The sequence below is a fragment of the Stenotrophomonas sp. EMP41 genome, from assembly GCF_047495535.1.
Taxonomy (GTDB): domain Bacteria; phylum Pseudomonadota; class Gammaproteobacteria; order Xanthomonadales; family Xanthomonadaceae; genus Stenotrophomonas; species Stenotrophomonas sepilia.
Map to the genome: position 1 here is coordinate 116476 of NZ_CP179923.1, position 18158 is coordinate 134633.

Annotated in this window: 20 protein-coding genes and 1 riboswitch; of the genes, 10 read left to right on the forward strand and 10 right to left on the reverse strand. The window is 67.4% G+C overall.

Annotation, left to right across the window (positions count from 1 at the left end; genetic code table 11):
- Positions 1–64: 64 nt before the first annotated feature.
- Positions 65–628, reverse strand: a complete 564-nt coding sequence (locus ACMGRF_RS00550; protein WP_049412742.1) for a DUF3016 domain-containing protein — start codon at positions 626–628, stop codon at positions 65–67.
- 244 nt (positions 629–872) lie between these two features.
- Here ACMGRF_RS00550 and ACMGRF_RS00555 point away from each other — a divergent pair, with 244 nt between their 5' ends.
- Together ACMGRF_RS00555 and ACMGRF_RS00560 are read left to right on the forward strand one after the other, a co-directional pair.
- Complete coding sequence (locus ACMGRF_RS00555; RefSeq protein ID WP_049412744.1) at positions 873–2861, forward strand: ATP-binding protein; 1989 nt, start codon at positions 873–875, stop codon at positions 2859–2861.
- A gap of 43 nt (positions 2862–2904) precedes the next feature.
- The gene (locus ACMGRF_RS00560; protein WP_005415124.1) at positions 2905–3198 is read left to right on the forward strand and encodes a DUF3247 family protein; all 294 of its coding nucleotides are present in this window, start codon (positions 2905–2907) and stop codon (positions 3196–3198) included.
- A 70-nt stretch (positions 3199–3268) separates the two neighbouring features.
- Here the strand turns inward: ACMGRF_RS00560 and ACMGRF_RS00565 are convergent, their stop codons facing one another.
- Positions 3269–3532 (reverse strand): hypothetical protein, encoded by a 264-nt coding sequence (locus ACMGRF_RS00565; protein WP_005407925.1) that lies wholly within the window; start codon positions 3530–3532, stop codon positions 3269–3271.
- Positions 3533–3690: 158 nt separating this feature from the next.
- Here ACMGRF_RS00565 and ACMGRF_RS00570 point away from each other — a divergent pair, with 158 nt between their 5' ends.
- Genes ACMGRF_RS00570 through ACMGRF_RS00580 form a run of 3 tightly spaced genes read left to right on the forward strand, consistent with a single transcriptional unit; the run spans position 3691 to position 6133 of the window.
- Complete coding sequence (locus ACMGRF_RS00570; RefSeq protein WP_099486345.1) at positions 3691–4755, forward strand: class I SAM-dependent methyltransferase; 1065 nt, start codon at positions 3691–3693, stop codon at positions 4753–4755.
- Complete coding sequence (locus ACMGRF_RS00575) at positions 4752–5453, forward strand: pseudouridine synthase (protein WP_262223511.1); 702 nt, start codon at positions 4752–4754, stop codon at positions 5451–5453. The genes ACMGRF_RS00570 and ACMGRF_RS00575 overlap by 4 nt, the downstream gene beginning before the upstream one ends.
- On the forward strand, positions 5450–6133 hold the full coding sequence (locus ACMGRF_RS00580; protein ID WP_134709430.1) for an HAD family hydrolase: 684 nt from the start codon (positions 5450–5452) through the stop codon (positions 6131–6133). Before ACMGRF_RS00575 ends, ACMGRF_RS00580 begins: the two co-directional genes overlap by 4 nt.
- A 93-nt stretch (positions 6134–6226) precedes the next feature.
- Here ACMGRF_RS00580 and fabB read toward each other — a convergent pair whose 3' ends face one another.
- Positions 6227–7435 carry a beta-ketoacyl-ACP synthase I gene (gene fabB, locus ACMGRF_RS00585; protein ID WP_005415129.1) on the reverse strand — a complete coding sequence of 403 codons (1209 nt, stop codon included), beginning with the start codon at positions 7433–7435 and terminating at the stop codon, positions 6227–6229.
- On the reverse strand, positions 7435–7950 hold the full coding sequence (fabA, locus tag ACMGRF_RS00590; protein WP_049412752.1) for a 3-hydroxyacyl-[acyl-carrier-protein] dehydratase FabA: 516 nt from the start codon (positions 7948–7950) through the stop codon (positions 7435–7437). The genes fabB and fabA overlap by 1 nt, the downstream gene beginning before the upstream one ends.
- A gap of 191 nt (positions 7951–8141) precedes the next feature.
- Here fabA and dinB point away from each other — a divergent pair, with 191 nt between their 5' ends.
- Positions 8142–9236 carry a DNA polymerase IV gene (gene dinB / locus ACMGRF_RS00595; RefSeq protein WP_049440107.1) on the forward strand — a complete coding sequence of 365 codons (1095 nt, stop codon included), beginning with the start codon at positions 8142–8144 and terminating at the stop codon, positions 9234–9236.
- Positions 9237–9300: 64 nt separating this feature from the next.
- On the opposite strand, the gene ACMGRF_RS00600 is transcribed toward dinB, so the two are convergent.
- From ACMGRF_RS00600 to ACMGRF_RS00610, 3 genes are all read right to left on the reverse strand, one after another.
- Positions 9301–9885 (reverse strand): hypothetical protein, encoded by a 585-nt coding sequence (locus ACMGRF_RS00600; protein ID WP_414485542.1) that lies wholly within the window; start codon positions 9883–9885, stop codon positions 9301–9303.
- A gap of 120 nt (positions 9886–10005) precedes the next feature.
- Entirely contained in the window at positions 10006–10917 is a 912-nt protein-coding gene (locus ACMGRF_RS00605) for an MBL fold metallo-hydrolase (protein ID WP_414485543.1), read from the reverse strand.
- Between the two features lie 91 nt (positions 10918–11008).
- Positions 11009–11647 carry an NAD(P)-dependent oxidoreductase gene (locus ACMGRF_RS00610; protein WP_414485544.1) on the reverse strand — a complete coding sequence of 213 codons (639 nt, stop codon included), beginning with the start codon at positions 11645–11647 and terminating at the stop codon, positions 11009–11011.
- 108 nt (positions 11648–11755) lie between these two features.
- On the opposite strand from ACMGRF_RS00610, the gene ACMGRF_RS00615 reads away from it, so the two are divergent.
- The 3 genes from ACMGRF_RS00615 to gph all read left to right on the forward strand — a co-directional run bounded on the left by ACMGRF_RS00615 (position 11756) and on the right by gph (position 14200).
- Positions 11756–12685: a LysR family transcriptional regulator gene (locus ACMGRF_RS00615; protein ID WP_049414839.1), complete on the forward strand. Its 930-nt coding sequence runs from the start codon at positions 11756–11758 to the stop codon at positions 12683–12685.
- Positions 12682–13473 carry a class I SAM-dependent methyltransferase gene (locus tag ACMGRF_RS00620; protein ID WP_049414837.1) on the forward strand — a complete coding sequence of 264 codons (792 nt, stop codon included), beginning with the start codon at positions 12682–12684 and terminating at the stop codon, positions 13471–13473. The genes ACMGRF_RS00615 and ACMGRF_RS00620 overlap by 4 nt, the downstream gene beginning before the upstream one ends.
- A gap of 64 nt (positions 13474–13537) precedes the next feature.
- Positions 13538–14200, forward strand: a complete 663-nt coding sequence (gph, locus tag ACMGRF_RS00625; RefSeq protein WP_049414835.1) for a phosphoglycolate phosphatase — start codon at positions 13538–13540, stop codon at positions 14198–14200.
- A 108-nt stretch (positions 14201–14308) separates the two neighbouring features.
- On the opposite strand, the gene btuB is transcribed toward gph, so the two are convergent.
- Entirely contained in the window at positions 14309–16150 is a 1842-nt protein-coding gene (gene btuB / locus ACMGRF_RS00630; protein WP_049414833.1) for a TonB-dependent vitamin B12 receptor, read from the reverse strand.
- Between the two features lie 114 nt (positions 16151–16264).
- Positions 16265–16488: riboswitch (cobalamin riboswitch) on the reverse strand.
- Positions 16489–16631: 143 nt separating this feature from the next.
- On the opposite strand from btuB, the gene ACMGRF_RS00635 reads away from it, so the two are divergent.
- Positions 16632–17210 carry a histidine phosphatase family protein gene (locus tag ACMGRF_RS00635; protein WP_049414832.1) on the forward strand — a complete coding sequence of 193 codons (579 nt, stop codon included), beginning with the start codon at positions 16632–16634 and terminating at the stop codon, positions 17208–17210.
- A 91-nt stretch (positions 17211–17301) separates the two neighbouring features.
- Here ACMGRF_RS00635 and ACMGRF_RS00640 read toward each other — a convergent pair whose 3' ends face one another.
- Together ACMGRF_RS00640 and ACMGRF_RS00645 are read right to left on the reverse strand one after the other, a co-directional pair.
- Complete coding sequence (locus ACMGRF_RS00640) at positions 17302–17664, reverse strand: TfoX/Sxy family protein (RefSeq protein WP_049414831.1); 363 nt, start codon at positions 17662–17664, stop codon at positions 17302–17304.
- Positions 17661–18143 carry a GAF domain-containing protein gene (locus tag ACMGRF_RS00645; protein ID WP_004140850.1) on the reverse strand — a complete coding sequence of 161 codons (483 nt, stop codon included), beginning with the start codon at positions 18141–18143 and terminating at the stop codon, positions 17661–17663. Before ACMGRF_RS00645 ends, ACMGRF_RS00640 begins: the two co-directional genes overlap by 4 nt.
- Between the last annotated feature and the right edge of the window lie 15 nt (positions 18144–18158).

The window sequence follows — 18158 nt, forward strand, 5'->3', positions numbered from 1 at the left end:
CAGCAGCCTATCTTGGTTGGCGCTGTGAATGCGTGTCGACCAAGGTCGACACTTACCGATGGACCTACCGTGCTGCGGTGGCCTGCGCTGTCAGCTGCCGCTTCACCCAGTCGTCGATCAGGCGCTTCTCGTAGCGCAGTGGATCGCTGTCGCTCTTCAGGCCGATGTTGTGCAGGTAGCCGGTATCGCTCAGGCGCGCGTCGCCCTCGCTGACGATGCGGCCGCTGGCGTCCTTCAGCGTGTACTGCAGGCTGATCCGCGGCGGGTAGATGTCGCGCATGATCCGGATGTCGCGGCCGCGCGGGCCGTGCCACGGCTCGTAGTCACCGGCGCGCTTGATGTCGACCAGGGTCACATCAAGCGTCTGTCCCGGTTGCAGCGGTTTCGCGGCAGCGGTCTGCAGGTAGCGTGCCAGCTGCTGCACCCAGTCGCCACGCTCGGCTTCGAAGCGGTTGGTACTCTGGCGGATCTCGGTGAACTTGGCCGGATCGTCCCACTTCACGCTGACCGGGCCATCGGCCTGCAATGCGCGGGGAGCTTCCGGGTCGGTCACGGTGCGCGGTGCCGCGCTGGCGCCGCCCGCCGCCAGGGCGCCTGCCAACAGGGCAATCGCGAGTGAGCGTTTCATCACGGTCTCCTGCGTCCCCTCGATGGGGGCGATGTTGATCTCGGATCGAGTGTGATCCTGCTTCCCGGTATCGGCAATGGCCGGGTGCCTCGTGTGCAGGAGCGGTTGCCGCCAATTCATCGACGTCAACCATGACTGACGGCGCTTGACGCTGTGAATACGCCCTTTGGAAGATGCTGTGCCTCCAACCTGGCCTGCACAGACACCCTTGTCCACACTGCCGCCCCTCGTGGAGCGCCCACCGATGATGGTGCCGGCGCCCGAACCTGACCTGCATCGTGGCGTGCTTGAGCGCATCAACGCGGGTTTCTGCGTGATCCAGGTGCTGTTCGAGGGTGATCGCGCGGTCGACTACCGCTTCATCGAGGTCAACGATGCCTTCGAGCGCCACACCGGGCTGAAGGATGCGCGTGGAAAGCGCATGACGGCGCTGGAGCCCGGCCATGAGCAGGACTGGTTCCGCATCTATGGCGAGGTCGCACGCAGCGGCCGCCCCGCCCAGTTCGAGATGGAAGCGCGTGCGCTGGGCCGCTCGTTCGCGGTGGATGCGGTGCGCGTGGGCCGGCCGGGCGAGGACAAGGTCGGCATCCTGTTCTTCGACATCACCGCACGCAAGCAGATGGAAGTGGAGCTGGGCGAAAGCGAAGCCCGCTTCAGCGCGCTGGCCGACGGCCTGCCGATGCCGGTGTGGGTGCTGGACGAGCGCGGCCATGCCCGTTTCGTCAACAGTGCCTTCAGCGAGTTCTTCGGTGGCGACGAGACGCGCGTGCCGGAGGACGTCTGGCGTGGCCTGGTGCATCCGGACGACGCGTCGGTCTTCGAGTACGAACTGCAGGAAGCACTGAAAGCGCAGCGCTCGATGCATGCGCTGGTGCGCGCACGCCGCGCCGATGGCCAGTGGCGCTGGCTGGAGATGAACGCGCGCCCGCGCTTCTCGCGCATGGGCCGTTTCATCGGCCTGGCCGGCAGCAGCCCGGACGTGACCGAACGCCGCGAGATCGAGCTGGCCCGCGAGGAACTGCTGCAGTCCGAGCGCGCCGCGCGCAGTGCTGCGGAAAACATGGCGCGGCTGAAGGATGAATTCCTGGCCACGCTGTCGCATGAGCTGCGTACGCCGTTGACCACCATCCTCGGCTGGAGCGAACTGCTGCTGCAGCGCGTGGACAACACCAGCCCGCTGTACAAGGGCCTGAACGTGATCGCCAACAGCGCCGGTGCGCAGAAGCGGCTGATCTCGGACATGCTCGACCTCAGCAGCATGCTGCTGGGCAAGGTGCAGCTGGAGGTGGAAGTGCTGGACCTGTGCGCGGTGCTGGGTGAGGCGATCGGCGCGCAGGAACTGGTGGCCGAAGGCAAGGCGCTGGACGTGCACCTGCAGCTGCCCGCGCAACCCAGCCTGGTGCTGGGCGACGCCACGCGCCTGCAGCAGGTGTTCTGGAACCTGCTGTCCAACGCCATCAAGTTCACCCCGGCTGAAGGCCGCATCGACCTGCAGCTGCGGGCCGACGGCAACTACTGGGAGATCACCGTGCGTGACAGCGGTGATGGCATCGCACCCGAATTCCTCAATCATCTGTTCAGCCGCTTCCGCCAGGCCGACGGCACCACCACCCGTCGCCATGGCGGCCTGGGCCTGGGCCTTGCGATCGTGCAGCAGCTGGTCGAACTGCATGGTGGCACGGTCACTGCCGCCAGCGAGGGCCACGGCCACGGCGCGACCTTCACCGTGCGCCTGCCCCAGCATGTTCCCGATGCCGAGCGGCGGCCGTTGCGTGAAGTGATCAGCGGGCCGATCCTGGAGCCGGTGATCGTCGAGCCGTATCCGCTGCGCGGCATGCATGTGCTGGCGGTGGAAGACCAGCCGGAAGTGCTGGAGTACCTGCGGCGCATGCTGGAAGAGCAGGGCGCCAGCGTGTCGGCGGCCAGTTCGGCCGGCGAAGCGCTGGCATTGCTGGCCGACACCGGCCACCTGCAGTACCACGTGCTGCTGACCGACATCGGCATGCCGGGCATGGATGGCTATGGCCTGGTGCGCACCTTGCGCGAGGACATGGGCGTGGACGCGGCGACCTTGCCTGCGGTGGCGGTGACTGCACTGGCGCGTGCCGACGACCGTCGCCGCGCGCTGGCCTCGGGCTTCCAGGAGCACGTCGCCAAGCCGTACTCGGTGGCGCAGCTGGTGGCTGCCGTGCGCAAGGTGCAGGTGCCGCGCGCGGACAGCGCGCTGCACTGAACATTCACGGCCGATCGGCGACCCTGCAGTCAGGAGGTCGCCGATGTCCCGTATAGCTCCACGTATCCACACCGATCCGGCGCAGATCGCGCGCCTGGAAGCCCTGCTGCCGCAGCTGGATGGCGAAACGCAGGTGGAACTGATTCTGCACGATGGCCGCCGCCTGCTCGGCACGGTGGCGGTGAGGCCAACCGTGCAGCAATACCGCAACGAGGCCGGCGACGAGGGCAGCAACGGCCAGTTGCGCCTGGATGACTACGACACGCCGGTGCAGCAGCACCACGTGTGGCTGGATGAAATCGCCAGCATCAACCGCCTGCCACCCAAGGCGCCTTGATCGGATGTAGAGCCGAGCCCACGCTCGGCTGCGCCGTCGCCCGAGCGTGGGCTCGGGCGCTACCGGTGTGTCAATGCTCGAACAGGGTCGGCGTCGCCTCGAATCGGCGTGCGTACGCCCGCTCCTCTGCAACCCTCGCCACCTCGTCATCGGCCAGGTCCGGTGCCCCATAGACGGCGTAGGCAACGCTGCCGTCGGCGCCATGACCGACCTGGTGCAGCCGGTAGCGCGAGTGGCCGCCGCCGGTGTCCTCGGGGTAGTGCACGGGCGGATGGCTGCCTTCCAGGTCCATTTCACTGTTGTCGACCACGCCACCGACGAACAAGGCTCGCATGCAGGTTCTCCTGGGTTTCCGGGGGGAACCTCTACCCTGAACGTTTCAATGTTTCTGGCGGATCAAGGCCCCGTTCGGGTTTCGCAAAGCGGGCCGCCGGGGTCGGCCCGGCCAAGCCGGTACAATGGACGGCCCTCACGCTTGAAGTACCCGCGCCGATGGCCTCCAGCGACGACGCCCCCCTGCAGACCCTGCTCCTGCCGTTCTCCCAAGGCGCCCTGCGCTGGCCGGAGGGCCCGGTGGCCTTCCTGCGTGCCCGCGATGGCTGGCCATTGCGCGAAGCGGCCGGCAACCGCGAGGTGCACTGCGAACAGAGCTTCGCCCCGTTCGCGCAACCGCTGCAGCAGGCTGCCGGCTGGACCGTCAGCGGCCAGCTGGATGACGCGGCCGGCAAGGGCCGCTATCCGCTGGTACTGGTGCTGCCGCCGCGCCAGCGCGAAGAAGCCCGTGCGCTGTTCGCCCGTGCGCTGGCGCTGGTCGCCGATGGCGGCCGCATCGTTGCCTGCCAGTCCAACAACGAAGGTGCGCGTTCGGGCGAGGGCGACCTCAAGCAGTTGGCCGGCCTCGGTGGCTGCCTGACCAAGAACCACTGCCGCGTGTACTGGACCGCCCCGCTGCAGGGCCAGCACGACGCTGACCTGGCCAAGCGCTGGTCGGCGCTGGATGCGGTGCGCCCGATCGTGGGCGGTCGCTACCTCAGCCGCCCGGGCGTGTTCGCCTGGGATCGCATCGATCCGGCGTCGGCGCTGCTGGCCGAGCACCTGCCGGCCGACCTGGCCGGACGCGCCGCCGACCTCGGCGCCGGCTACGGCTATCTGTCGCGCGAACTTCTGGAACGCTGCCCGAAGATCACCGCGCTGGACCTGTACGAAGCCGAGCAACGCGCACTGGCGCTGGCCGAGCTGAACCTGGCGCCGCCGCCGCGCCCGCTGCCGCTGCGCTTCCTGTGGCGCGACGTCACCGCCGGCATCGAGCCGGGCTACGACGTCATCATCAGCAACCCGCCGTTCCACACGCCGTCGCGCGCCGATCGCCCGGACATCGGCCAGCGCTTCATCGCCGTGGCCGCGCAGGCGCTGCGCCCGGGCGGACGCCTGTACGTGGTGGCCAATCGCCACCTGCCGTATGAGTACACGCTCAACGAGAGCTTCGGCGCGGTGCGCGTGGTCGCCGAGCGCGACGGCTTCAAGCTGGTTGAAGCAGTGAAGGGGAAGGGCAAGTGAAGCTGGTCAAGCACATCGCCAACCTGGGCTATGGCAGCCGCAAGCAGGTGCAGTGGATGTTCCGCGAAGGCCGCATCACCGACGCCGACGGCGAGGTGCTGTATGCCGACGACCAGGTGCCGCATGAGGCGATCCGGGTTGATGGCGAGCCGCTGGACCCGCCGGTGGGCCTGTCGATCGCGCTGCACAAGCCGGCCGGCTACACCTGCTCGACCAAGGACATCGGCCGCCTGATCTACGACCTGCTGCCGCCGCGCTTCCGCGACCGTGATCCGGTGCTGTCCACGGTCGGCCGCCTCGACCGCGAGACCAGTGGCCTGCTGTTGCTGACCGACGATGGTGGCCTGCTGCACCGGATCATCTCGCCGAAGTCGAAGCTGCCGAAAGTCTATGAGGTCGAGTTGAGCGAGGACCTGCGCGGCGACGAGGCAGCGCTGTTCGCCAGCGGCACGCTGATGCTTGAGTCCGAGAAGACGCCCCTGCTGCCGGCTGAACTGGAGGTGCTGGATGCGCGCCGTGCGCGGCTGGTGCTGCACGAAGGCCGCTACCATCAGGTACGCCGCATGTTCGCCGCCACCGGCAACCACGTGCAGGCCCTGCACCGCAGCCGCGTCGGCGGGCTGGACCTGCAGGGGCTGGACGAAGGGCAATGGCGGCAGCTCACCTCCACCGACCTGGATACGTTGTTCGCTCCATGACCCCCTTCGCTGCGCTGCCGTTCCTTCCCGACGCCGTCATCTTCGACATGGACGGCCTGATGATCGACAGCGAGCGGGTCTCGCTGGCCTGCTGGAGCGAGGCCGCCGACGAATTCGGGCTGGGCCTGGAGGAAGCGGTATTCCTGCGCATGGTCGGCCTCGGCGACCACGATACGCATGCGTTGCTGCGCGCGCAGGGCATCGAGGACAGCGTGATCGAGGCGGTCGCTGCACGCTGCCACGAACTGTACGAAGCGCGCACACAGACCGGTCTGCCGTTGCGTCCGGGCATCCTGGAGCTGCTGGAGCTGCTGAAGGCGCACGCGGTACCGCGGGCGGTGGCCACCACCACGCGGCAGCCGCGGGCCAACCGCAAGCTGGCCGCTGCCGGCCTGCTGCCGTATTTCGATGTGGTGATCACCAGTGGCGACGTGGCGCGGCCGAAGCCGGCGCCGGATATCTACCTGCTGGCCGCGCAGCGGCTGGGGCAGGTGCCCGGGCGTTGCCTGGCGCTGGAGGATTCACCGGCCGGTACGCGCGCGGCACTGGCGGCCGGCATGACCGTGATCCAGGTGCCTGACCTGGTGCATCCGGATGAAGAGCTGCGTGCCCTGGGGCACCGCATCGTTGGATCCCTGGTGGACGCGCACGCGCTGCTGCTGCCGTTGCTGCCGAGGTAAGGTGGGTGTCAACCTTGGTTGGCACTGAGCCGAGCATGGCTCGGCTCTACATCCGTGGGTGGGTGCCGACTGTTGGTCGGCATACCTGTCCCCTCACACCCGCCCGAACACCAGCGCAGCGTTGGTGCCACCGAAGCCGAAGCTGTTGGACATCACCGTATCCAGTTTCTGCTCGCGGCTCTCGCGCAGGATCGGGAAGCTCTCCACCTTCGGGTCCAGCTCGCCGATGTTGGCCGAACCGGCAACGAAGCCATCGCGCATCATCAGCAGGCAGTAGATCGCCTCGTGCACGCTGGCTGCACCAAGCGAGTGCCCGGACAACGCCTTGGTCGAAGACAGCGGCGGCACCGCATCGCCGAACACTTCGCGGATCGCGTTGAGCTCGGTGACGTCGCCCAGCGGGGTCGAGGTGCCGTGGGTGTTCAGGTAGTCCAGCGGGCGATCGACACCCTGCAGCGCCATCTTCATGCAGCGCACCGCACCTTCACCGGATGGCGCGACCATGTCGGCGCCGTCGGAGGTGACGCCATAGCCGATCAGTTCGGCATGGATGTGAGCACCGCGTGCGACGGCGTGGTCGTAATCCTCCAGCACCAGCATGCCGCCACCACCGGCGATGACGAAGCCGTCGCGGTCCTTGTCGTACGGGCGCGAGGCGCTGGCCGGGGTTTCGTTGAAGCTGGTCGACAGGGCACCCATCGCGTCGAACATCACACTCATCGACCAGTGCAGGTCTTCGCCACCGCCGGCGAACATGATGTCCTGCGCACCGTGCCGGATCATGTCCGCAGCGGCGCCGATGCAATGCGCCGAGGTCGCGCAGGCAGCCGACAGCGAGTAGCTGACGCCCTTGATCTGGTAGGCCGTGGCCAGGCAGGCCGAGACCGTCGAGCACATCGTGCGCGGCACCATGTACGGGCCGACCTTGCGCACGCCACGTTCGCGCAGCAGGTCGACGGCACCGATCTGCCATTCGCTGGAGCCGCCACCGGAACCGGCGATCAGGCCGGTACGCAGGCTGCTGACCTGCTCGGGGCTGAGCCCGGCATCGGCGATGGCATCGCGCATGGCCAGGTAGGCGAAGGCCGCCGCGTCGCTCATGAAGCGCTTCTGCTTGCGGTCGATCAGGGCGTCCAGGTCGAGGTCGACGCGGCCGCCGACCTGGCTGCGCAGGCCCGCTTCGGCGTGGTCGGCCAGGGCGGTGATGCCCGAGCGCCCTTCGCGCAGCGCGGCCGAAACGGTATCCAGATCATTGCCGAGGCAGGAGGTGATGCCCATGCCGGTGATGACAACACGACGCATCAGAAGCTCCCGGTTTCAGTGAACAGGCCGACGCGCAGGTCGCGCGCGCTGTAGATTTCGCGGTCATCCACGTACATGCGGGCGTCCGACTGCGCCATCACCAGCTTGCGGTTGATGACCCGGCTGATGTCGATCTCGTAGCGTACGAGCTTGGCGTCCGGCAGTACCTGGCCGGTGAACTTCACCTCGCCGCAGCCCAGTGCACGGCCCTTGCCGGGAGCGCCCAGCCAGGTCAGGAAGAAGCCGGTCAGCTGCCACATGGCATCCAGGCCGAGGCAGCCGGGCATCACCGGGTCGCCGATGAAGTGGCAGCCGAAGAACCACAGGTCCGGGCGGATATCCAGTTCGGCGCGTACCATGCCCTTGCCGTGCGGCCCGCCATCCTCGTGGATATCGGTGATGCGGTCGAACATCAGCATCGGATCGTTGGGCAAACGGCCGGCGGCGGTGCCGAACAGTTCACCGCGTGCGCTGGCCAGCAGCTGATCGCGGTTGAACGCGTGGAGACGGGTCATGAAACACAATCCTGGAAGCGGGGAAACGGGAAAACAAGTTCTCGAGGATGCCCGTGGAAACTGTCCCGATCAAACATTTCAACCGTACGCAACCGTAGTGTTTTCAAGGGAATACGCGCATCCTGTTGATGTGCAACGACCATACTTCGGCGTGTGGCCTGCCCGCCCCGCCCCCGCCTTTCCCGCCTGACATGACCCGACTGCGCAAGATCATCCACGTTGACATGGACGCGTTCTACGCGTCGGTGGAGCAACGCGACGATCCGTCACTGCGCGGCAAGCCGGTGGTTGTGGCATGGCGCGGCGCACGCTCGGTGGTGTGCGCGGCATCGTACGAGGCACGCGTGTTCGGCGTGCGTTCGGCGATGCCCGCGGTGCGCGCCGAGCGCCTGTGCCCGGACGCGATTTTCGTACCGCCCGACTTCGCACGTTACAAGGCGGTGTCACGCCAGGTGCGCGAGATCTTCCTGCGCCACACCGACCTGGTTGAACCGTTGTCGCTGGACGAAGCCTACCTGGACGTGACCGAGCCGAAGAGCGGCATCGAACTGGCTACCGACATCGCCCGTACCATCCGCATGCAGATCCGCGAGGAAACGAACCTGACTGCTTCAGCCGGGATCGCGCCGAACAAGTTCCTGGCCAAGATCGCCTCGGACTGGCGCAAGCCGGATGGCCAGTTCGTGATTCCGCCGCAGCGGGTGGACGCGTTCCTGCAGCCGTTGCCAGTGAACCGGGTGCCCGGCGTCGGCAAGGTGATGGAGGGCAAGCTGGCCGCGCGCGGCATCGTCACCTGCGGCGATCTGCGGCAATGGGCATTGACCGATCTGGAAGAGGCGTTCGGCAGTTTCGGGCGCAGCCTGTACAACCGGGCGCGCGGCATCGACGAGCGGCCGGTGGAACCGGACCAGCAGGTGCAGTCGATTTCCTCGGAGGATACCTTCGCCGAGGACCTGCTGCTGGAAGACCTGGGCGAGGCGATCGTGCAACTGGCGGAGAAGACCTGGAAGGCCACGCGCAAGACCGAACGTGTCGGCCATACCGTGGTGCTGAAGTTGAAGACCGCGCAGTTCCGCATCCTCACCCGCAGCTTCACCCCGGAACGTCCGCCGGAGTCGATGGAAGAACTGCGCGACATAGCACTGGCCCTGCGCGCCCGCGTCGACCTGCCGGCGGAGACGCGCTATCGGCTGGTGGGTGTCGGGCTGGGCGGGTTCCGCGAAAAGGAGGCGGTGGTGCAGGGGGAATTGTTCGAGCACGGACCGAACGATTCTGCAGGCAATTGATCGTTCGCCAAACAGCTCTCCCACCCGCACGAACCTGTGGCGCTGACAGCAGCTTGGAGCGCCCCTAGGACTTCTTCAGTTCAATGGGGGCGGAAAGAATGCGTCGCGCTTCCTGCTCCTCATCGACATGGGTTCTTTCGAAATCTGTGCCGGGCAGCTCCACAACAATCACCCCGCGCTGTCCGTCGATCATGATTCCCTGATGCTCCGGGAAAAGTTCTGCCACCTTTCCTGACTTCACTATCTGCTTCAGTTGCGTCAGAGAGTGGGTTGCCCCGACCGTGAAGCGGTAGGTGATGGTGCCATGGACAGTGCTCACAGTTCGCGATGGCACTGGCTCGGTCCCGGTCAAACGGACCGTCACGATCATCGGGTTCTCAGTGAAGCTCTTGCCAGCGAAGCGATCAGGCATTCCATCCAGAATGCGCGCAAGCTCTTCACCTGCTGCAATTCGAAGTCTGAGCCGCCTGTCGGCTTCTTGCGTGGTCAACCCCTCATGCTGCGCAAAGGCTTGAACAACGGGGTCGGTGGAGGGCGTCACTTGTTGAGAGAACGCGGGGGCGCGGTCAGTGCGGCGGTGGACAGCAGCAGTTTGACCAACACACTCTTGATCTTCATCGCGAATTCTCCGTTCCATCGGTTTACTCAACTACGCAATCCATCGTACAGCTGTTGACGTTCAGGCCAGCTTTGGATGTTGAGGGTGCCGGCCAGCGGCCGGCACTACCACAGGTGCAGGGCGCAGCCCTGCAAAAGAAAACTCCCTACCTCATGGCCACTGCATCTCGCCCTTGGCCACCTTCGCACTCAGCTCCAGCGATGCGACGCCATCCAGCTTCGGGTAGCGCGACTGCATTGCTTTCACCAGTGCCGCACTGTCCTTGGCCTTGGCCGCCTCGGCATCGAACGCGCGGATGTAGTCCGCAGTAAAGCGCAGCGCACTGGCATCCAGTGCGGCACCCGGCGCGTAGTGCCCGGGCACCACCACCTTCGGCTTCAGTGCCTGCAACCGCTGCAGGGTCTGCAGCCAGTCAGTGTGCGACTTCGGCGTCTGCGTGTCGGCCATCCACACGTGCTCACCGGCCACCACCGGAATGCCGCCGACGATCGCGCGCAGCGACGGTACCCACAGCACCGTGCGGTCCGGGGTCGGGCCATCCAGGCCGATCAACGGCAGGCGCTGGCCTTCCAGCTGCAGGGCATCGCCATCCAGCACCTGCGGCACCACGACGCGCGCGGGCACGTCGGCACCCATCTTCGGTCCCCAGTAGGCCAGCTTGCCGGCCTGGGTCTGCTGGATGTGGGCGACGGTCTGCGCAGTGGCGACGATGCGTGCCTGCGGGAAGGCATCCTGCAGGGTGGCCAGGCCGAAGTAGTAGTCCGGATCGCCGTGGCTGATGTAGATCGTGGTCAGCTGCTTGCCACTGGCGCGGATCAGTTCGACCAGCTTGCGTGCGTCGCTGGCGCCGAACTGCGCGTTGACCAGGATCGCGTCATGGCGGCCTTCGATCAGCACCGAGGACACCGAGAACATCGCCTGCGGGCCGGGATGGAAGGTCTGCAGGTGCAGTTGTGATTTCGTCGCGGTGGTCGGCGCCGCGGTGGCCGGTGCGGCCAGCAGCGGCGCACTGGTGAAAGTGGCGGCCAGGGCGAGGGGAAGCAGCAGGGCAGCGGTACGCATGGGAATTCCTTGTCTAGAGCCGGGCCAATGCCCGGCTGCATGTTCGCGTAGAGCCGAGCGCGGGCTTGGCTCTACATGGGACGTGCGTGGATCAATACGCTGCGGTGATGATCTGCTTCGGATACGCGTGCGCTTCCAGCTCGGCGACGAACGCCGCGCCATAGTCGGCGTAGCTGATGCGGCTGTGGCCGCTGGTATCGGCCAGGAACGCCTTGGGCTGCACGCGGTACCGGCCACGCTCTTCGCCCGGGCCGATTTCGGCGGCTGGCGAGAAGAAGGTCCAGTCCAGGTCGTCCACTGCCTGCAGGCGATTGAAGGCTTCACGATGGGCCAGCGCGTACGGCTTGTAGGCCTCCGGGAAGGTGGGGGTATCGACCAGCTGCACGCCGGGTGCGACTTCCAGGCTACCGGCACCGCCGACCACTACCAGGCGCGGTACACCGGCCTTGCGTGCGGCGGCCGCCAGCTGCGCGGCGACCTCGCCGACGCGGCCGATGTCATCGCCCGGGCGCGGGCCGTAGGCACTGGCGAGCACGTCGTGGCCGGCGATGGCGGCAACCAGCGCGTCCTGGTCATCCAGCGAGGCGATCACCGGATGGGCACCGGCCAGCTCGGCCGGGAGGTCCTGCGCGCTGCGCACGATGAGGGTGAGTTCGTGGCCGTGGGCCAGCGCGTGGCGGGCGATCTGGCGGCCGATGTTGCCGGTGGAACCAACGAGGGCGATCTTCATGGCAGGACTCCGTGGGGCGGTGTGGGCTGGGAATGGCGCCACTCTAGGCCGCTGCAGTCGCTCGAAAAACAGCGTATAACGCGCTTGTTTGTTGCGTGGATCGAGCATATGGACCGATTGACCGCCATGACCGTGTTTGTCGAGGTGGCCGAGCGCGGCAGCCTCACCGCCGCTGCGGAAGTGCTGGACATGTCGCGGGCGATGGTCAGCCGCTACCTGGCCGAGGTCGAGGGCTGGCTGGGTGCACGCCTGCTGCACCGGACCACACGCCGGGTCAGCCTGACCGGCCCGGGCGAGGCGGCGCTGGCGCGCTTCCGGCAGATGCTGGCGATCGGCGAAGAACTGCAGGGCGAGCTGGCCAGTGATGATCCTGAGCCGCACGGTACGCTGCGGGTGACCGCCAGCGTGTCGTTCGGGCAGAGCCACCTGGCACGGGCGGTGGCCGGTTTCGTCGCGCGCCATCCGGCGGCGCGCATCGAGCTGCTGCTGGTCGACCGCACGGTGAACCTGATCGAGGAGCGCGTGGACCTGGCCGTGCGCATCGCGCGCCAGATCGACCCCAGTCTGATCGCGCGGCGGCTGGCCACCTGCCGCTCGGTGCTGTGCGCGACGCCGTCGTACCTGCAGGCGCGTGGCACGCCGACCGCACCGGAGCACCTGGCCGCGCACAACTGCCTGACCCACCACTACGTCGGCAAGAGCCTGTGGCAGCTGCACCGCGATGGCCGTTCGCTGTCGGTGGCGGTGGGCGGCAACATCAGCGCCAACGAGGCCTCGCTGCTGCTGGAGGCGGTACGCGCCGGTGCCGGGATCGCCATGCTGCCGACCTACCAGGTGGCGCCACTGCTGCGCAGCGGCGAGCTGATCGAAGTGCTGCCCGGATTCAGTTTGGACGAGCTCGGCATTCATGCCGTGTACGCGTCACGGCGCCAGCAGCCCGCTATCATGCGGCGATTCCTGGATTACCTGGCCGAGTGTTTCGCCAGCCCGGCCTTCCAGGATCTGGATTGGCGCCCACCGGGCAAGGAGAACACATGAACCATGGACAGGCCTTGATCGACCACAACCGTGCTGCCTGGGACCGCCAGGCCAGCGAAGTGCGCGAATGGTCGCGCCCGGTGGAGAGTTCAACGATTGCCGCCGCGCGCGAAGGGCGTTGGCAGGTGCACCTGACGCCCCGCGCCCTGCCGCTGGACTGGCTGGGCGATGTGCGCGGCCGCCGGGTGCTGTGCCTGGCCTCGGGCGGTGGCCAGCAGGCACCGGTGCTGGCGGCGGCCGGGGCCGACGTCACCGTATTCGACCTGTCCGACGGGCAGCTGGAACAGGACCGCAGGGTCGCTGCGCGCGACGGCCTGCGGCTGCGCACGGTGCAGGGCGACATGCGCGACCTGCACGTATTCGCCAATGACAGCTTCGATGTGGTGTTCCATCCGATCTCCAACCTGTACGTACCCGACGTGCGCCCGGTGTGGACCGAATGCCGCCGCGTGCTGGCGCGCGATGGCATGTTGATGGCCAGCTTCTACAATCCGGTGCTGTTCGTCGGTGCGCGCGATCCGCAGCTTGATGCGCAGGGCCTGATCCGACCGCAGTACGCCATTCCCTATTCGGACCTGGAAGACCTGCCCGCCGCAGAGCGTGAGGCGAAACTCGCCCGCGGCGATGCGCTGACCTTTGGCCACAGCCTGACCGAACTGATCGGCGGGCAGCTGGATGCAGGCTTCGTGATTGATCGGTTCATGGAAGACTGGCAGCCGAAGCCACGCTTCCTGATCGACCGTTACCTGCCCACGTTCCTGGCCACCCGCGCACGCAGGATCGGCTGAGGCGGATCCCGGGGCAAAAGCGCGGCGTACAATGGACGGCTCCACGTTGTACAGGCGTCGTCCCTTGTCGTATCCCTATCCGCTGGTCGTATTCGATCTCGATGGCACGCTGGTCGACAGCGCAGCTGACATCGCCGAGGCGCTGAACCGTACGCTGGAAGACACCGGCATGGCGCGCGTGCCGGAAGCCACCGTGCTCGGCTGGATCGGCGACGGTGTGCGCCGCCTGGTCGAACAGGCGGTGCACGCCGCCGGTCGTGAAGTCGACCTGGCCGAGGTGATGCCGGTGTTCATGGTGCACTACCGTGAGTGCCTGCTGCGCAGCCCGCGCCTGTTCGATGGCGTGGCCGAAGCGCTGATGCAGCTGCGTGCACGCGCTGTTCCGCTGGCGATCTGCACCAACAAGCCCGAAGCACTGGTGCCGCCGCTGCTGCAGCACCTGGGCATTGGTGATGCGTTCGCGCTGGTACTGGGCGGCGATTCACTGCCGCAGCGCAAGCCCAGCGGTGAGCCGCTGCGGCACATCGCTGCGCACTTCGGGCTGGCGGTGGATGCCTGCCTGATGGTGGGTGATTCGTTGACCGACTACCGCGCCGCCGAAGATGCGGGCATGCCGATCGCGCTGGTGCGCTACGGCTATCCGCGCGGCCTGGACCTGGCCACCGCGCATGCGGTGGCGGTGATTGACGACCTGCGTGAGTTGCCGGGGTTGGCCGCGGGCCGGTAACCCGGCCGACGCAACAGGTAGTGCCGGCCGCTGGCCGGCAACCCCGAGGACGTTGCCGAGGGTCATGATGTTGCCGGCCAGCGGCCGGCACTACCATGACCGTCGCGGTCATTTCGGCTGGTAACGCACGCTCAGCTGGTACTCGCGGCCGGGCTGGTTGAACCACGCCACCGTCTCATACCTGCGGTCGAACACGTTGGCGGCACGCGCCAGCAGCGACCACGACGGCGTCAGCGCGTATTCGGCGCGCAGATCCAGCGTGCCGTACCCCCCCACCTTCACCGCGTTGGCGGCATCGTCATAGCGCTTGCCCGCGCCCTGCACGGTCAGGCCTGCGCGGAAGTCCCCGAAACGCCGATCGATGTCCAGCCGCGCGGTCTGCTGTGCACGACGCGGCAGCCAGTTGTCGAACTGGGTGCTGCCGCCGGTGCGGTTGCGTGGGTCGGTGTAGCTCAGCTGGGCGTTGATGTCGAAGCCGGCCAGCAGCACGCCACCGGTCAGTTCGGCCCCGCGGATGCGCGCCTTCTCCACCTGCTGCATCTGGAAGGTCGCCGCATCGTAGGTGATCAGATCATCGATGCGGGTTTCATAGACGTCCAGGCCCCAGTGCCAGCCCTGGCCCTGCTGCGACACACCGAGGTTGGCACTCTTGGACTTCTCCGGCTTCAACGTCGGCACGCCGCTCCACGGGTCGTACAGGTCGCTGAAGGTCGGCGCCTTGAACGCGGTGCCGTAGCTGGCATTGACACGCAGGCCGTGGCCGAGCTCCATCGCCCAGCCGAGGCTGCCGGTGGCGTGGTTGCCGAACTGCTGGTTGTCGTCGTTGCGCGCGCTGGCCTGCAGCTGGTGGCGGCCGAAGCGTCCCTGGTACTGCACGAACACGCCGGTGTTGCGACGGCTGTCGACGAGGTAGCCCGCGCTGCTGCCATCCAGGTTGTCTTCGCTCCAGTCCACGCCGGTGCTAAGCAGCTGGCCTTCGGCCAAGGCGAAGTCACCCTGCAGCGAGGCACTGTCGCGGTGGGTCTGAGCGCTGCCACGGGCACCGAAGTCACCGAAGTTGTCCGACTCGTTGTCACTGCGCCCGACATTGGCGGTGAACGCCAGGCGTTCGGACGGGGTGTAGCGCACCTTGCCGGCCAGCACCTGCTGGCGGGTTTCCGAATAGTTGTAATAGCCGTCGTAGTGGTTCTTGCCGTCGGCGCGCAGCGCACTGCCTTCCACGTTCCACTGGTCGTTGAAGGTGTAGCCGCCACGCAGGCTCTTGGACAGGTTGCGGTAGCCGTCGCGGTCGGGTTCGTCGGCGAAGCAGCCGGTGAACAGCGTTGCCGAGCCGCGGCAGGCATCGATGCCATCGGAATGCTGGTAGGCGATGTCGGCGCCGAACCAGCCGCGTTCGGTCCCGCCGCCGATCCCGCCGCTGGCTTCGCGCAGGCCGTTGCTGCCACCACCGAGCTGGAAGTGCGGAGCAAAATCGCCCTGGTTGCGGCGGGTGAAGATCTGGATCACGCCACCGATGGCGTCGGCGCCGTACAGGCTGGACTGCGGGCCGCGCACGATCTCCACGCGTTCGATCTGCGCCAGCGGCAGGTCCTGGTACATGGCCAGGCCGAGGTCGGCACTGTTGATGCGCACGCCATCGACCAGCACCACGGTGTGGCCTGAGTTGGTGCCGCGCAGGAACAGCGAGCTCTGCTTGCCGAGCCCGCCGGCATTGGTCAGGTTGATGCCGGCGCGGCCGCGCAGCAGTTCCTGCAGCGAGGTGGCTTGGCTGGATTCTATCTGCGCGCGGTCGATCACCTGGGCTGGTGCGATGCTGTCCTGCAGGGCGATAGGGGTGCGGGTGGCGGTGACCAGGATCTGGTCGAGCGCGGTGGTGTCTTCGGCGGCCTGGGCAAGCGCGGGCAGGGCCGCCAGCACGGCCAGGGACAAGATTCGGGACTGCAGCTTCATGGGGGACTCCAGGTGCCACGCACGCCCGCGTGGCGAAGGGGAGGAGCCGCGAAGGCAGGCACGCGCCGATGCCGCAGCGCACGCTGCGGTCATCCAGCGCCATGCCCACCGCATCGCGACCTGAGGCTTCCGGGCCGGTCTCCGGGCTTGCCGCCGGGTGGCGCGAGGCCACCGTCCAGGCGCCTTCCCATGCCTGCGGCACAGTGGCGGTGTTGCCTGGAACTGACGTGCTTACCGTTGCGGGGGCAGCGCCGGCCTGGCGTGGAATCACGCGTCACCGGCTTCCCGTTTCAACCTGCCGGCCGTGGCCGCAGGTCACCTAGAAGTGCGCGCAGTCTACGGCATCGCAGGCTGGTCCGTTGCGTCGCGCCTGCGCGGCTGCCTTTGCTGTGCCTTTAGAATGGTTGCTCGATCCCGTGGTGCCGTTGCCGATGTCCGCCCGTTCTCCGCTGTACCTGCGTCGCCCGTCCGGGACGTACGCATGATCCTCGACCTGGTCCGCCATGCCGGCAACGGTCGCGATGAGTTCCTCGATGGCCGCAGCGACCCACCGCAGCTGGCCGGCCTGCCGCAGGAGCTGGTCGAGGCCTATGCCGAGCAACGCTGGGAGCGGGTGATCAGCTCACCGCGGTTGCGCGCGCTGCACACGGCGATGGCGCTGGCCACCCCACGCGGGCTGGACGTGGAAGCGGACGAGGAATGGGAAGAACTGGATTTCGGCGATTGGGACGGGCAGTCGCTGTTCGAGCTGCCGGAGGATGCACTGGCGGCCTTCCACGCCGATCCGCATGCGTTCCCGCCGCCGAACGGCGAGAGCTGGGGTCATTTCGAGCGGCGCATCGCGCGCGCGCTGGATCGACTGCTCGATGATGAGGACCCGGTGCCGACGCTGGTGGTCAGCCATGGTGGCCCGCTGCGCATGGTGTTGTCGCAGGTCTGCGGCCTGCCGATGTCGCTGTGCTGGGCCCTGCGCATCGACCACGGCACGCGCCTGCGGGTGTGGCTGGAGCGGGGTGAGGTCGGGCTGGTGGGCGAGCTGCTGGAACTGCAGCAGCCGTAACCCACCGGTAGTGCCGGCCGCTGGCCGGCAGCCTCAGGAACGTTGCCAGGATCACGCAGTTGCCGGCCAGCGGCCGGCACTACCGGTGCAGTCAATCCTCGTCCGCATCCTCGGTCACGCTGTCTTCCGCGTCATCGTCGGCATCGAAGCGTCGCTCATGCACCGGACCCGACGCCGGGCCGGCCGCCTTCAGCGGGTGCGCGGCGATGCGTGCTTCGTAATCCTGCACCAGCGCCTCACGCTGCGGCTCGCTCAGTTCCTGCCAGTGGCAGTCCAGCAATGCGCCTTCCAGCGAGTACAGCAGGTTCAGGCTGGGCTTGAAGCCGGCGCGCTTGACCTTGACGAAGGCGCCGACCGCGCCGGTCGCGACCAGGTCCTCGCGGCTGCGCAGCCCGACCTGGCGCAGCCACGCTGCACTCTTCGGGCCGATGTTGCGCAGCTTCGGTGCGCTCATCCCAGCGCCTCGACGAACACGCGGGCGATGGCTTCCAGGCCGGCCTGATCGTCGGCGTCGAAGCGGCCGACCTTCGGACTGTCGATATCGAACACGCCGATCAGTTCATCGCCGCGCAGCAGCGGCACCACCAGCTCCGAACGCGAGGCCGAATCGCAGGCGATGTGGCCGGGGAAGGCATCGACGTCGTCCACGCGCTGGGTCACACGCTGGCTGGCGGCGGCACCGCACACACCCTTGTCCAGCGGGATGCGCACGCAGGCCGGCAGGCCCTGGAACGGGCCGACCACCAGTTCCTTGCCGTCGTACAGGTAGAAACCCACCCAGTTCAGGTCGGGCAGGGCGTGGTAGACCAGTGCGGAGAGGTTGGCCGCGTTGGCGATGCGGTCGGACTCGGCGTAGACCAGGCCACGGGCCTGTTCCAGCAGCTGGGCGTATTGTTCCGGCTTGCTGCCGGTGAGCGAGGCATTGGCGAACATGCCTGCAGTCTAGCA